Genomic DNA, 13,760 nt, shown 5'->3' on the forward strand with positions numbered 1-13,760 from the left:
GGTCACCGCCACCCGAAGGAGTCGCTGACGATCCGCCACGGGTCCACGTTGTCGGCGTTGACCGGCCCGGACAGCGTCAGGTCGACCTCGTGCCCCTGCCGGTAGAAGGCGTACCGCTCGAACGCGTCCCGCACCACCTTGCCGGTGACCGGGTCCTTGGCCGAGTCGCCCCGATAGGTCAGCCGGACGACACCACCTGCGTGCCGGGTCACCTCAGTCACCTTCGGCGCCGCGAACTTCGGTACCTGCGCCCTGAGCCGGGTCACGACGGTGGTTGCGACGGATCGGACCGTGGGCGCGGCGGAGGCGGTGGCAGCGGTGACACGGACGGTGTTCAGCTTGTCCGTGAACACGGTCGTGGCGCCCTGCCCGGTGCGGGCCCAGCCCTCGGGCACCTTCACCGTGAAGCCGGTGAAACCGCCGGTGGGCCGGTAGGCCACGTACACCTGGTTGTCGGGGATGTCGCCGGGTGGATTCGACTCGGTGGGCGCGGGGGTCGCCCGGGCGTTGCCGACGCCGGCCGGGGCGGCGGACGTAGCGGACCCCGCGTGCGAGCCGGAGCCCGAACAGCCGGTGATCACCGCCGTGACCAGCGCCAGTCCTACGGAGGCGGCTGTGCGTACAGGTGCCATGGTCACTGCCCTCCCAGAAGCCTGCGACCGGAGATCGGTCATGGCACCGACGCTAGGGAGCGGCCGGTTAACGCCCGGCACGCCGACGGTTAGACGACGGCAAAAGCGCGTGGCGCACCACCCCCGGGCAGGTCGGCACCCCACAGGATGAAGGCATGAGACAGCGTGTGGTGCGCGTCGCCCTCACCGCCGCCCTGGTCGCCGTGGTCCTCCTCGCCGTCCCGTTGGCGCTGGCCATCGGGTCGTCCCTGTACGCCGACCAGCGCGACACCCTGGAGCGCGCGGCCCTGTCGGGTGCCGTGCGGGTCAGCCCGGACTACACGACCGGCGATCCCGTCGAACTGCCCGCACCGCCTGCCGGAGGGCATCTCGGCCTGTACGACACCCACCTGCTCCTGCGGGCGGGCAGCGGCCCCAGGACCGGTGACGCGGCGGTACGGCGGGCCTTCGGCGCGAGGGTCGTGCGCGGTCACTCGAGCGGTGACCTCACCGTCACCGTGCCGGTGTCGCACGCCGAGCAGGTCATCGGCGTCGTCCGCGCCTCCTCGCCCGCCGCCGCCGTTCGCACCCGGGTCGTCGCCGTGTGGGCCGTCCTGGCCGGTGCCTGTGCCCTCGCACTGACCGTGGCGGTCCTCGTCGCCCGCCGCCAGGCGCGGGTGCTGGCCGCCCCGTTGGAGGACCTCTCCCGTCACAGCCGGGCGGTCACCGCCGGCGACCTGAGCGCACGCGCCACGCCCAGCGGCATCGCCGAGATCGACCAGGTGGCCCGCACCCACAACGAGATGCTGTCCAGCCTCACCGAACTCCTGCGCCACGAACGGGACTTCACCGCCAACGCCTCGCACCAGCTGCGCACCCCGCTGACCGGACTGCAGCTCACCCTGGAAGCGGGCCTCGCCGAGCACGAGGACGCCCGGCTGCGCCCCGCCCTGGAGGAGGCACTGGCCACCACCCGCCGCCTCCACCGCACGGTGGAGGAGGTGCTACGGCTCTCCCGTTCCCCTGGCCCGCCCGGCACCCCGGCCCCGTCCGTGCCGGTCGCACCGCTGCTGGCGGAGATCGAGGACCACTGGCACGGGCTGTTCGCCCACGACGGCAGGCGATTGCTGTGCACGACGGGCGACACACCGGCCGACGCCCGCGTCCCCGGTGCCCCCGTCGCCGAGATCCTCGGCATCCTGCTGGACAACGCCCGCGTGCATGGCCGAGGCACCGTCCGCCTCACGGTCCGGGACCTCGGTGATGCCCTCGCCTTCGACGTCACCGACGAGGGCGCCATCGAGACGACCCGGCCCTTCGAACGCGGACACACCGGTGACGGAGAGGGAGAGGGCATCGGCCTCGCCCTGGCCCGGGACCTCACCGTCACCCTCGGCGGCAGACTCTCCCTGACCGCTCGCCTGCCCACCACCTTCACCGTGCTGGTACCGGTGCGTCAGAACGGGACCGGAACAAGGACAGGGGGCGGAGACGGCTGAGGACGCCGGGCCGCCGCTCCGGACCGCGCGGGCGCTCTCGTCACAGGGCCCGGTGGGAGACGGTGAGCAGGTGGGCGCCGTAGAAGAGGGAGACGCCGACCAGGGCGGTGAGCAGGTCGACGATGCCGCGCAGGCGGCTGCGCGCCAGATGCGGGGCGAGCGGGAGCAGCAGAGGGAAGGCCGGCAGCAGGGAACCGAGGCTGATCGTGGCGGTCGCATAGACGACGAGGGTGTCGTGCCCGACGATCAGATGCCTGACACGTGGGCCGGTGTGGTGGCCGAAGTCGAATCGGGAGCCCCAGAGGCTCTGCATGTGGAAGTAGCCGGCGGGGTTGTGGGTCCTGAGTCCCACCCAACCGATGCAGCCCAGCCATCCGGGTCGGGTGCGCCTGGCCGTCACGCGGCAGGACGTCACCCGGTCGGAGGGCATCGTCGGCCGGGTGACGTGAGGGGCGCGAAGGGTGTCCTGCCCGGTGGGTGGGCCGTGGCTTTCGTGCCCAGGAGCGGTGACCGTGTCCTTCGGGCCGACCGTGCGCATGGCCACCGCCCACGGCCGACGCCTGTGGATCGCCGTTCTCCGGGCCCGCGCCGAGTACCCCTCTCGGCTCCCCGTCAACGGCGCGGGGCCCGCGTGGTGGCCTCGATGCGTGCGGTGCTGATCGTCATGGGTGTTCCGGTCACAGCGATGAGGTACATGCGCCGATGCGCGCCGGGCAGTGCGCGGTGGCCGCCGGCGGGTCGTACGACGTACACGGCCGTGCTGTGCGGGGCGAGGGCGGCGGGGCCGGAGATGATGGTCCACCAGTTGGAGGCGCCCTGGCCGACGCGGCTGGCGAAGTGCGGGGTGAGGGCGGTCCCGGTGGTGTTCGCCGCCCGCACCGTGATGGAGGTGACGGCGGGGTGGGACCGGCCGGTGAGGTGAGTGGTCAGCGCCATACGCAGGGGCGGCGGGCTTGAGGCGGCGATGCAGGCGCACAGCAGTGCCGGGGTCACCAGCGCCAGCGCCACGGCGGCCTTGGCGGGACGGCCGGCGAGGCGGGGGATGCGGGGCTGCCAGGCGGAGGCCAGGGTCGAGGTGGGGACGGTCGCGGCGGCGGCCAGCCACAGCGGGGTCATCATCAGGAAGTAGCCGTCCTGGGAGCGGGTGGCGAGGTAGAAGGGCAGCCAGGGCAGGACGGTCAGTGCCGTTCCCAGGCGGCGGACGAACAGCAGGGTCGCGGCGAGCAGGCCGACGAGGAGCAGCGCGCTGGCGTAGGAGTAGTAGTCGAGGCGGCTGCTGCCGTCGGTGAAGTAGTAGGAGATGCCCATCAGGCCCTGGCCGTGCAGGATCGCCTTCTGGGTGAGGGGCAGCAGCAGCCCGTGCAGCCAGGCGGAGAAATCCTGCGCGGCGAAGGAGACGTTGACGGCGGCCCACGTCAGGGCCGCGACCCCGGAGAAACGGGCCAGCACGGCCGCCGCGGGGCGGGCCCCGAGTTCGCCGCGGCGTACCGCGTACAGGCCGATCAGCAGGAATGGGGTGAAGAACCAGGCGAGTTGCTGGGTGGCGCAGGCGGCGCCCAGGCACAGACCCCGCAGCACACCGCTCGCTGCCAGGTGTCCGCCCGCTCCGGTGGCCGGCCAGTAGACCGCCACCGGGATCAGCAGGGCGAGGGCGACGATTGCCGGGTAGCCGGAGCGGGCGTAGCCGGGGAGGACGCCGAAGCCGAGGCACACGGCGGTGGCCGCCGACCGCCAGGGGGCGGGCAGCAGCAGCCACAGCGTGACCGTTCCGGCGATCAGCGCCCCCGTGGTGACCAGGGTGGCGGCCGCCGAGGTGTGCAGGAGGGCGTAGACCGGTGCGGCGAGCAGGGCGGTCAGCGGTGGGTAGCCGTACGTGTAGTCCGCCGAGCCGGACATCGTCTTGGTCAGGCCGGAATGGGGCGTGCCGAACAGCCAGGGCCAGGGCTGTCCGTAGACGGGGCGGCCGTGCGCGATCTGGTTCGCGGCCTGCGCGGTCAGTACGCCCTCGTCGGTGCCGGTGTGGTTCAGCCAGTAACCGCAGAGCACCAGGGTCACCGCGAGGACGAGAACCGCGGCGTCCACCCGGACCAGGGCGCGCCGGCCTCGTACGGCGAGTGCGAGTACCCCGCACACGAGGATCCCGGCGTAGCAGACGGAGATGACCGCGGCGACGGGCGGATGGGAGAGCATCGCCTGGGTCCAGGCCGAGCGGGTGCCGGTGAACAGGCTGATCGTGGCGATCAGCGTCATGCCGCGGTGCCACTGCTGGGGGGCGTCCGCGTCCGCGGGAGCCCGGGGCCGGCCTGTGGCGGGCGGACGGGTGTAACGTCTCCGCACTCCCATGTCGACGGTATGGGCGGCCATGTCCACTTTCTCCATATTCGGCTACTACATCACGTAGATGCGAGATGGGCACTCCAGGTTCGCCCGCATGGGGTGGGTGAGAGCGTCATAGGAGAGCGGTCCAGCGTTCAGGAGTAGTCGGCTCCCGCGGTGATGTTCGGGAGCTCCGGCCCGCGGACTTCCTCTCCGAAAGTGCTCGTGTCGGCACCGGCGCTCTGCTCCCCTGTCCGGGTGCCTCCGCCGACTCTCCCCGCTCCGTCACCGCAGCCCAGTGGATCAGTTGCGCGTCCCTCCTTCTTGGGGAAACCCATGCCTGCTTGGTGAAGACCCGACCGCCCATTCCGGGTGCGTTCACAGATGCGCCGGTTCCGGTACACAAGGCGCGACTCTGATGGGCCCGGCACCCGCAGCCGCCCCGAACACCCGGGAGACATCAGATGTCCAGACGCTACGTCAGGCCCGCAGCCCTTCTCGCCGCGACCGGAGTTCTCACCGGGGTGACCGCCGCCCAACCGGCCGCGCTCGCCGCCTCCCACCATCCGGCCGTCACCCGCCACGTCCTGCTGGTCTCCGTCGACGGGCTGCACCAGTCGGACCTGGCCTGGTACATCGCCAGGCACCCGAACTCCGCGCTGGCCCGACTTGTCGGCGGCGGAGTGGAGTACACCCACGCGAGCACCACCACGCCGTCCGACTCCTTCCCGGGCATGGTCGCCCAGGCGACCGGCGGCAGCCCCGGCACCACGGGCGTCTACTACGACGACACGTACAACGCCGCGCTCCTCCCGGCGGGAACCACCAGTTGCAAGGGCGTCAAGCCCGGGGTCGAGGTGGACCTCACCGAGGACCTGGACAGGAACCAGGCCTCCCTCGACGCCGGCCAGGGCCTCGCGGGCCTGCCGGACAGCATCCTGTCGATGACCGGCCACCCGGAGAGCCTGCTCAACGCGTCGAAGCTGCCCGTCGACCCGAAGACCTGCGAGCCGGTCTACCCGCACTCGTACCTCAAGGTGAACACCATCTTCGAGGTGGCCCGCCAGGCCGGTCTGCGCACCGCCTGGTCGGACAAGCACGCCGCCTACGAGATCCTCAACGGCCCCTCGGGCACCGGCGTACAGGACCTGTTCACCCCGGAGATCAACAGCGACGCCCCCGGCCACGCCGCCGGCAACGACTGGACCAAGGACAACAAGGCCACCGAGCAGTACGACGGCTACAAGGTGAAAGCCGTCCTCATCGAGATCGACGGCTACGACCACAGCCGCGCCCACAAGGCCGGCACCCCGGCGATCTTCGGCCTCAACTTCCAGTCGGTGTCCACCGCGCAGAAGCTGCCCACCTCCAACGGCCTCACCGGCGGCTACACCGCCAAGAACGTCCCGGGCCCGCTGCTGGTGAAGAACCTGGACTTCGTCAACACGGAGATCGGCGCCCTGACCGCCGAGATCGCCAAGCGGCACCTCTCCGGCAGCACCACCGTCATTCTCTCCGCCAAGCACGGCCAGTCGCCCACCGACCCCGCCGCGCTCACCCGCGTCGACGACGGCCCGCTCCTGGATGGCCTCAACGCCGCCTGGAGGAAGCTCCACCCGGGAGCCGTCGACCTGGTGAGCCACGCTGTGGACGACGACGCCATGCTGCTGTGGCTCTCCGAACGTTCCGAGGCCGCCACCGCCTTCGCCAAGAAGTACCTGCTCGCGCAGAACGGCACCGGCACCGACATCAACGCCAAGCCCAAGGCGTACACCCGCAGCGGACTCAGCAAGGTTTACGCAGGCAAGGCCGCCGCCGACCACTTTCACGTGAAGGCCGGCGACGCCCGGGTCCCGGACCTCTTCGGAGTCGCGCAGTACGGCGTCGTCTACACCGGCGGCACCAAGAAGATCGCCGAGCACGGCGGCGACCACTCGGACGACCTCGCGGTTCCGCTCGTCGTGTCCGGTGCCTCCGTACCGGCGGGCGTGCGCGACTCCGCGAGTGTGCAGACCAAGCAGATCGCCCCGACGATCCTGAACCTGCTCGGTCTGGACCCGCGCTCCCTGCGGGCCGTGCGCGAGGAACACACCGCAGTGCTGCCGATCCGCTGACCTGTCCGCTCGGGAAAGCCGGACGGCCGCCCAACTGGCAGTCAGTTGGGCGGCCTCGGGCATGGAGCGGGCTCAGCCGCTCGGGCCGGCCGGGGGCGTGGTCGTCTTGAAGCCCTCGGTCTTGTTGGCCTGGACGGCGAAGTCATTGGTGAACGTCTTGCTCAGGTCCACCGACCCCTTCACGTTGCCGACCAGCTTGTCCGTCGCCAGAGAGGTCATCGGGCCGCCGGCCGGCATGAGACCGTCCGGGAGGAACCGTCCCTTGTCCTCGTTCAGGGCTGAGATGTTGTCGGCCCTGGTCACCAGTTGGTTCGACACGAACGACGCCGGGAGCTTGTTCGCGATGTCGGCCGCGCTGTGGGTGCTGATCCCGTGCATGGTGGCGACGAGCGCGTCGACGACCTTCTGTACCGTGTCCGCCATGAAGCTCGGCGCCGTGTGCTACCTGGTCATGCCGTTCGGCTCCGCCGACCTGGCCGAACGGCTCAACGCCTACCGCGAACTCCAGCACCAGGTAGCCGTGTTGGGCCTCGCCCCACGCACCGACCAGGCCGACGGTCTGTGAAGTCCGGTTGAGCAGTGCCGTGAACGGCGTGTGGTCCGGGTGATCGTTAGCGCAGTCGAAGCTCGGTCGAAGTGCGGACGCGAACCGGCCGACAGGCCTGTGATCAGTGGATCACAGGCCTGTCGGCCGATGGGATCGTCGCTGGACTCGTGTCCGAAGTGGACGGTCAGGCGTTGGGGACCTGTAGCTTGTCCCAACTGGTTTTGCCGGGGATGCCGTTGGCGTCGTTGCCTTTGAAGCCGAGCTTCTGCTGCCAGGTGGCGAAGGACTTCACGTCGCCGGGGCCCCATACGTCGGTGTTGGCGCTCGACTGGTACCGGTTGCAGTCTTCGGCGACCAGCCGGTGGTGCATTGCGGCGATGATCGGTGATTTCTCTCCGGTGTGGAAGAACGACGCACCAGGGAACGGCTCGGTATCCTGCCCGGTGACGGGGTGTGAATTCACGAGCTCCGGCCACGAGCCGGGATCGACATGGTCGTTCTCGGGGACGTGGGCGTGTGCGTACCAGCCGCCCTTGGTTTCCCAGACACTCTCGCTGCGATGCGAGGTGAAGTCGGTCGGACGGCCCATGGGCCAGGTGTCTGGCACACCCCAGGACCGTATCCACGCGTAGAGTTGGTCCCAACCCTTGCACGGCGTATCGGTCAGCTTGGCGTACACCTTGCCGTCGAGGCGGCAGTGAGGGAAGAACAGTGCCTCAATCTGGATCACCACCTTGCCGGCGCGGTTCGTGCGGGTACCGCCAGGCTTTTCGAAGACTGCCTTACTTCGGGAGTCGGCGGGAAAGAACTGGGCGAACGCGCCGGTGAAGGGATCCCACAGAATGTGCGGGGCCGATCCCTTGCCGCCTCCGGTGAAAAAGCTCTTGAGGTTGGCGAACGGCACCAGATCTATGGGGTGCGCGGCGGTGGCTTTCTTGTCCGCAGTGATATGCGCAATCGCCTTTGCTGGAAACTGCACGTCACACGGGGCGTGATCGCCGATATCCGCCTTGATGGCGCCTGGCATCCACTTATCGGCCATGGTCGTACTCCTCCCGTATCCAGGTTTCAGATGGTGACAAGTAGCGTCACGCCCAAGTCTTAGACGTTGGGGACCCGCAGCTTGTCCCAACTGGTCTTGCCGGGGATGCCGTTGGCGTCGTTGCCTTTGAAGCCGAGCTTCTGCTGCCAGGTGGCGAAGGACTTCACGTCGCCGGGGCCCCATACGTCGGCGTTGGCGCTCGACTCGTACCGGTTGCAGTCTTCGGCGACGAGCCGGTGGTGCGTTGCGGCGATGATCGGTGATTTCTTTCCGGTGTGGAAGAACGACACACCGGGGAACGGCTCGAATTCGGCGGGGCCGGCGGGCCCGCCGTCCATGAACTGCTTGTAGGCCCCGTTCACGAACGTGGACCACTGCTTCCAGTCGTGTGCGTCCTTGATGGCCTTCGCCGTCTTGGCGTTGTAGACCGGGTCCTTGAGATTTGCCGCAACCCTGAGTGCGTCCGGCGGGGAGAACTGCCCTGGATGCTTGAGGGAGCGTATCTGGAAGAGGCCAATGGACGGCCCCCACTTTTGATCGACCACATCCTGGTCGCCGATGATCCCCGGGTCGCCTTTGGACTCTGCCATGGCCACGGCCGCCGCGATTTTGATGTCATTGCCAGTGAACCCTGCCTGTGTGGCGAGGGCGCGCAGCTCGGTCAGGCTCATTCTCATTTTCCGACACCCCTCTAACGGCCGGGAGGGTAAGGGATATCGCGGATCCTCTCAGCTGCATCTCCGTGGAGCGCGGGGCGGCTTTGCGAGGCGCGAAGGACAAGTGATTTCCAGCGTATGACGAGGTCAGGGATCGTGCAAACGGAGCGCTGACAAGCTCCAGCTCGTGCACAAACATGCGGCTTCAGTCGTTCTTGAGGCATCGACTGACAGTTGTGGCACCGAAGTTGACAGAGGACCAACCTCGCCTAAGTATCGTTATTGGTGGCGGATTGTCTGGTGCAGATGACGGATGGAAACGCACCGAAGGGGATGGAGGAGACGGAAATGAGCGAACCGTCCGAACGCCCGCAGCAGCCTCCGATCCGAGATGCCCGGGACGCCCGGGACGCCCGGGACAGCGGGGGTGAAAACCCCACGGTGCGTTTTGATGCCACGGTCCACCCCGGTGTGACGAACCGTGATCTCCTCGGCGTCGCAGACCTCGATCTGGACCGGATCCCCGATCCGGAGGGTGACGTCCGGGTGGTCGTCACCGCGGAGGAGTGCCGGCGTCTGCTGGAGAGCGGATACGAAGTCCGTCTGCATGCCCAGGTGCCCGTGCGGCCCCTCCCTGCCGAACTCGTGGAACAGGACGACTCGGTGAGGGCGTGGCTGGAGGAGCGCGTCCAGGGCATCGAGCGGTCGGGAGGTGTGTGATGTACCGAACGGTCCCCCAACTCGACTCCGTTACCTCGCTGCTCGCCACGTGGTTCCCGCAACTGTGCACGAGAACCCAACTGCCCGAGACCTCCGTCCAGGGCAGCCCCGTGTTCGCCCTGCGGTTGCGTGCCGGCAGGGACGGAGACCGTCGTGGTGTCCTGTTCGTGGGCGGTACCCACGCACGCGAGCTGATGAATCCGGACGCCCTGGTGGAATTCGCCGTCGACCTCGTCGTGAGCTACCTGAACGGCACCGACATCGTGTACGGCGGCCGCACCTGGACGGCTGAGGACGTCAAACTCATCCTGGAGAGCCTCGACCTCTGGTTCATACCCTGCTCCAACCCCGACGGCCGCACCAAGGTGCTGACCGTTGACAACATGTGGCGCAAGAACCTTCGTGACAACCCGGGGACGGCGTGCGACGGGGTCGACCTCAACCGCAACGCGGCCATCCTCTGGGGAGTGACGGAGGGTCAGACCTCGTGCAGCCCCTGCACCGATATCTACGTCGGGTCCGACGCCTTCTCCGAGCCGGAGACCCGAAACGTCAAGCACCTGCTGGACACAGAACGCATCCACACTTTCGCGGACGTGCACTCGTTCTCGGAGCTCGTCCTGTACCCGTGGGGCCACGCCGAGAACCAGACCACCGATCCGGCGGCACAGCGGTTCACGAGCCTGCCCACCGGAACCTGCGCGCCCATCGGCATCCCGGGCTATCGGGAGTACATCACGCCCCAGGATCTGCTCCGCTTCACCACGGTCGCGCAGCGGCTCGTCGACGCGATCGCGGCGGTACGCGGGAGCGCCTACACGCCGCAGACAGGTCGGACGCTGTACGCCACCACCGGAACCCAGAGCGACTACGCCTACAGCCGCCACATCGCGGACCCCGAGCTGGGCAAGACATACGGCTTCACCATCGAGACGGGCCCGCGGGTCGGCAGCGTCGAGGACTCCTTCCACCCGCCGGACCCCACGCCCATCAAGCTCGATGCCAAAGCGGGCATGCTGGCCCTCGCCCAGGAGAGCATCTGCGCCTTCGACCTGATCGGCCTGCAACAGCTCAACCGCCAGACCGAGGTGGACACGCTGCGCCGGGTCCGTGACGACGTGCTCGCGAACACCGAGGCCGGCCGCGACTGGATCACCCTCGTCGAGCGAGCCGAACTGCCCATCGCCTCCCTGCTGTTCACCGACGATGGCTTGGCAGACCGGGCCGCCACGCTGATCGAACGCGCGGGGAAGCTGTTCGAGGACGATCAGTCCGTCGTCAGTGACGAGGACGTCGACCTGGGACGCGCCCTGCTGACCGAACTCACCGAGCGGGTCGGAGCCGAGAACGCTCAGGTGCGCACCGATCTGAAGGCCGTCGGCGCGGCTCTGGAACAGGCGAGAAGGGTCTCGATCGCAGAGGTGCTGAATCAACTGACGAACCGCGGCCCGCTGCCGAAGTAGAAGCGAGCCGGGAACGACGAAGGCGCTACGGGGCTCGGACGCCGGCCGCAACTGGAGCGGACCGCCTTCCGGCGGGGACGCTGTCGCGCGGAACCAGAAGCTGCAGGGCACTGATGAGGCAGAGCGCGAACAGGCTTTGCGGGACGAGCACAATCCCGAGCGAGACAAAGACCTTCTTCACCGTGCGCACTCCCTTGGGTCCTTGCCGGTGAGGCGCCACGAGCCGCGGGCAGTACGGCAATGCTCATGGTGATCGCCCAGCCGTGGGAACGGCTGACCGGCCCACGTGCTGACTGTCCCCATCGCGTCCATACCGGCACGCCAGGGCCGCCCCTCTCACCAGGCGTCCGGAGATGTGCGGCAGGGTGAGGGCAGCAACCGCAGGCTCCATGGGAAGCCCGCTCGGGCCGCGTTCAGGCCCCGTAGCCCGGCCGTGTGACATGCCCCGCCGGAATCGGCGGCACAGCGTGCCGGTCGGTCTCGCCCGGGGCGCAGGGTGCTTTCGTCTGACGTCGGGTGCGCGACGGCTCCTGCGCCTGTCCTGGAGGGCGGCCGTCGCCTGGCTTTCCTCATGTGCGTCGCCCGTTTCCCCGCGGCGTGCCTCCGAACGCCGAAGGAGAGATCGTGGTGGCAGCAACAGTCGAGAACCGCGGGACGACGTCCGCGCAGCTTCTCAAGGGCCAGAAGGCGTTGGTGACCGGTGCCAACTCGGGCATCGGCCTGGCGACCGCCGTTGCCCTGGGCCGGGCCGGAGCGGACGTGGTGGTGAACTACGTCGTCGGTGAGCACGAGGCGGACAATGTCGTGAAGGAGATCGAGAGCTTCGGGGTCCGCGCCTACGCCCATGAGGCCGACGTGTCCGACGAGGGCCAGGTGACAGCCATGGTCGCGCGGATGGTCGAGGAGTTCGGCACCATCGACATCATGGTGGCCAACGCGGGCCTCCAACGGGACGCGGCGCTGACGGAGATGACGCTCGCGCAGTGGCAGAAGGTCATCGACGTCAACCTGACCGGCCAGTTCCTGTGCGCGCGAGAGGCCGCCAAGGAGTTCATGCGGCGTGGCGTGGTGGAGGAGGTGTCCCGGTCGGCGGGAAAGATCATCTGCATGAGCTCGGTCCACCAGATCGTCCCGTGGTCGGGCCACGTGAACTACGCCTCCTCCAAGGGCGGTGTGGGCATGCTGATGCAGACCCTCGCCCAGGAGCTGGCCCCCCATCGGATCAGGGTCAACGCGGTGGCGCCCGGCGCCATCCGCACCCCGATCAACCGCGACGCCTGGTCCACCCCCGAGGCCGAGGCCGACCTCCTGCGGCTGATCCCGTACCGCCGCGTGGGCGACCCGGACGACATCGCCAACGCCGTCGTCGCCATGGCGTCCGACCTGCTCGACTACGTCGTCGGCGCCACCCTTTACGTCGACGGCGGAATGACGCTTTTCCCCGGCTTCGCCACCGGAGGCTGATCGCCGATGCAGGATCACATCACGCCCCGCCGGGTGGTGATCCTCGGCGGGGGGTTCGCCGGGCTGTTCGCCGCCCGGGCCCTGCGGAAGTCGCCGGTCGCCGTGACGGTGGTCGACCGCCGCGCCCACCACCTCTTCCAGCCGCTGCTGTACCAGTGCGCCTCCGGGATCCTGTCCGAGGGGCAGATCGCCCAGCCGCTGCGTGGGGTCCTGCGGCGCCACCACAACGTGAGCTGCGTGCTCGCCGAGGCCACCGACGTGGATGCCGCCGCCCGGCTGGTCCACGCCCGGCGGCCCGAGGGCGGGACGGTTCAGTTGCCCTACGACGATCTGATCGTCGCGGTGGGTATGTGCCAGTCCTACTTCGGGCACGACGAGTTCGCCGCGTACGCCCCCGGAATGAAGACCCTGGACGACGCGCTGGACATCCGCCGACGGATCTACCGGGCGTTCGAGATGGCCGAAACGGCCGCGGACGACCGGGAACGGCAGCAGTGGCTCACCTTCGCGCTCGTCGGCGGTGGGCCGACGGGGGTCGAACTCGCGGGACAGATCCGGGAGATCGCCGGCCACACGCTCGACCGGGAGTTTCAGAAGATCGACTCCGCCAAAGCCCGGGTGCTGCTCTTCGAGGGGTCCGACGCGGTGCTGGGCGCGTTCGGGCCCCCACTGGCCCACCGCGCGGCCCGGACCCTGCAGGGCCTCGGTGTGGAGCTCCACCTGGGCACGCTGGTCACCGACATCGACGCGCAGGGCCTGACGGTACGGGACCATGACGGCAGCACGACCCGGTTCGACGCACGTACCGTGCTGTGGACGGCGGGCGTCGAGGCGCCGCCGATCGCGGCCGCGCTGGCCCGGGCGACCGGTGCCGAACAGGACCGGGCCGGACGCATCCTCGTCGAACCCGACCTCACGGTCCCCGGCCATCCGGAGATCCGTGTCACAGGCGACGTGATGAACCTGAACAAGCTGCCGGGCCTGGCCGAGGTGGCCATGCAGTCGGGCGCGTACGCGGGCCGGAGCGTGCGACACCAGGTCGAAGGCAGGACGAAGAAGCCCAAGCCCTTCAAGTACGTGGATCTCGGCATCGCCGCCTACATCTCCCGCGGCCGGGCCGTCGTCAAGGCCGGCCCGCTGCATCTGTCGGGCTTCACCGGCTGGCTCGCGTGGCTCTTCATCCACATCGCCTTCCTCACCGGCTTCCGCAGCAGGCTGGGAGCGGTGCTCAGCTGGTCAGTGGCCTTCGCCACCGGTTCGCGACGCGAGCGCGCCTTCACCATGCCCGGCACCGACGCGTCGTCGGCGCCCCCGCCGCCTCCCTGACC

Annotated in this window: 13 protein-coding genes; 7 read left to right on the forward strand and 6 right to left on the reverse strand. The window is 69.2% G+C overall.

What is annotated here, in order from left to right; all coding sequences use genetic code 11:
- Positions 1–2: 2 nt before the first annotated feature.
- Positions 3–632: a hypothetical protein gene (locus AOK08_RS04005; RefSeq protein WP_055523701.1), complete on the reverse strand. Its 630-nt coding sequence runs from the start codon at positions 630–632 to the stop codon at positions 3–5.
- Positions 633–787: 155 nt separating this feature from the next.
- On the opposite strand from AOK08_RS04005, the gene AOK08_RS04010 reads away from it, so the two are divergent.
- Positions 788–2,110 carry a sensor histidine kinase gene (locus AOK08_RS04010; RefSeq protein ID WP_055523682.1) on the forward strand — a complete coding sequence of 441 codons (1,323 nt, stop codon included), beginning with the start codon at positions 788–790 and terminating at the stop codon, positions 2,108–2,110.
- Between the two features lie 40 nt (positions 2,111–2,150).
- On the opposite strand, the gene AOK08_RS45510 is transcribed toward AOK08_RS04010, so the two are convergent.
- On the reverse strand, positions 2,151–2,462 hold the full coding sequence (locus AOK08_RS45510) for a hypothetical protein (RefSeq protein WP_157876557.1): 312 nt from the start codon (positions 2,460–2,462) through the stop codon (positions 2,151–2,153).
- A gap of 260 nt (positions 2,463–2,722) precedes the next feature.
- Complete coding sequence (locus AOK08_RS04020) at positions 2,723–4,474, reverse strand: hypothetical protein (protein WP_241826817.1); 1,752 nt, start codon at positions 4,472–4,474, stop codon at positions 2,723–2,725.
- 416 nt (positions 4,475–4,890) lie between these two features.
- On the opposite strand from AOK08_RS04020, the gene AOK08_RS04025 reads away from it, so the two are divergent.
- Entirely contained in the window at positions 4,891–6,540 is a 1,650-nt protein-coding gene (locus AOK08_RS04025) for an alkaline phosphatase family protein (protein ID WP_055523684.1), read from the forward strand.
- A 72-nt stretch (positions 6,541–6,612) separates the two neighbouring features.
- On the opposite strand, the gene AOK08_RS04030 is transcribed toward AOK08_RS04025, so the two are convergent.
- Complete coding sequence (locus tag AOK08_RS04030; protein ID WP_055523685.1) at positions 6,613–6,963, reverse strand: hypothetical protein; 351 nt, start codon at positions 6,961–6,963, stop codon at positions 6,613–6,615.
- Here AOK08_RS04030 and AOK08_RS45515 point away from each other — a divergent pair.
- Positions 6,962–7,105, forward strand: coding sequence for a hypothetical protein (locus AOK08_RS45515; RefSeq protein ID WP_157876558.1), 144 nt, complete (start codon positions 6,962–6,964; stop codon positions 7,103–7,105). The genes AOK08_RS04030 and AOK08_RS45515 overlap by 2 nt on opposite strands.
- 166 nt (positions 7,106–7,271) lie before the next feature.
- Here the strand turns inward: AOK08_RS45515 and AOK08_RS04035 are convergent, their stop codons facing one another.
- Together AOK08_RS04035 and AOK08_RS04040 are read right to left on the reverse strand one after the other, a co-directional pair.
- Positions 7,272–8,129: a peptidoglycan-binding protein gene (locus AOK08_RS04035; RefSeq protein WP_055523687.1), complete on the reverse strand. Its 858-nt coding sequence runs from the start codon at positions 8,127–8,129 to the stop codon at positions 7,272–7,274.
- Between the two features lie 59 nt (positions 8,130–8,188).
- Positions 8,189–8,800, reverse strand: a complete 612-nt coding sequence (locus AOK08_RS04040) for a peptidoglycan-binding protein (protein ID WP_055523688.1) — start codon at positions 8,798–8,800, stop codon at positions 8,189–8,191.
- Between the two features lie 333 nt (positions 8,801–9,133).
- Between AOK08_RS04040 and AOK08_RS04045 the strand changes: the two genes are divergently transcribed.
- The 4 genes from AOK08_RS04045 (at position 9,134) to AOK08_RS04060 (ending at position 13,758) form a co-directional block, all read left to right on the forward strand.
- Positions 9,134–9,505, forward strand: a complete 372-nt coding sequence (locus tag AOK08_RS04045; protein ID WP_055523690.1) for a hypothetical protein — start codon at positions 9,134–9,136, stop codon at positions 9,503–9,505.
- Positions 9,505–10,968, forward strand: a complete 1,464-nt coding sequence (locus tag AOK08_RS04050; protein ID WP_157876559.1) for a M14 family zinc carboxypeptidase — start codon at positions 9,505–9,507, stop codon at positions 10,966–10,968. The genes AOK08_RS04045 and AOK08_RS04050 overlap by 1 nt, the downstream gene beginning before the upstream one ends.
- Before the next feature lie 627 nt (positions 10,969–11,595).
- The gene (locus tag AOK08_RS04055; protein WP_055523693.1) at positions 11,596–12,432 is read left to right on the forward strand and encodes an SDR family oxidoreductase; all 837 of its coding nucleotides are present in this window, start codon (positions 11,596–11,598) and stop codon (positions 12,430–12,432) included.
- A 6-nt stretch (positions 12,433–12,438) separates the two neighbouring features.
- Positions 12,439–13,758, forward strand: coding sequence for an NAD(P)/FAD-dependent oxidoreductase (locus AOK08_RS04060; RefSeq protein WP_055523695.1), 1,320 nt, complete (start codon positions 12,439–12,441; stop codon positions 13,756–13,758).
- The last annotated feature ends 2 nt before the right edge of the window (positions 13,759–13,760 follow it).

The organism is Streptomyces graminilatus (assembly GCF_001418565.1).
Taxonomy (GTDB): Bacteria; Actinomycetota; Actinomycetes; order Streptomycetales; family Streptomycetaceae; genus Streptomyces; species Streptomyces graminilatus.